Raw genomic sequence first — 563 nt, 5'->3', positions numbered from 1 at the left:
CACGATAGAGGCACCATGAGTGGTGCATGATGTATATCGTGGTTTTGTTGTATATAGGCTGGTGAACCCATTGTTTGTACCAAGGTGTTGCATTGGCCTGCGAATACATGTATTTTTGTATGTAAACATTTGGATGGCCTGAGAGGTCTTTATATATACAGGAGTATACACATTTTGAGATCCTAATGTCGTCTACATAGTTTTGCTGATGTTTTTTATGATGTCTATTCTATATATATGCTGTGACAGCTTTTTGTGATATGTTTATGTATGTGTAGCTTGATGTGATATATGCCAATCTAACACTATGTTAGCTATTTGATCTATTATTTGATTTAATTGTCTGGGAATATGTGTAAATGTAATGGAATCAAAATGTCGAGATAAAAGACTAACCTGTAGGTATTTGTGAAAGAGACAAGGATCACAGATGCGGTACACATTGTTGAGTTGGAGAACGACTAGTTGAGAGTCGAGAAAAACGCTAAGGTGACGAATATGATGATGCTGGGCGGCGGTTAAGAGGCCAATAACAGCGGTGTATTCGGCTTGGTTATTAGTTG

General features: G+C 37.7%; 1 protein-coding gene. It reads right to left on the bottom strand.

Annotation, left to right across the window (positions count from 1 at the left end):
- Positions 1 to 264 precede the first annotated feature (264 nt).
- Positions 265 to 563, bottom strand: a 299-nt coding sequence (locus NUW87_RS11935; protein ID WP_369127944.1) for a reverse transcriptase-like protein, incomplete at its 5' end; no start/stop codon positions are given.

This window comes from Corynebacterium pilbarense, assembly GCF_026930265.1.
Classification (GTDB): domain Bacteria; phylum Actinomycetota; class Actinomycetes; order Mycobacteriales; family Mycobacteriaceae; genus Corynebacterium; species Corynebacterium pilbarense.
This window is presented reverse-complemented; position numbering and strand designations above follow the sequence as displayed.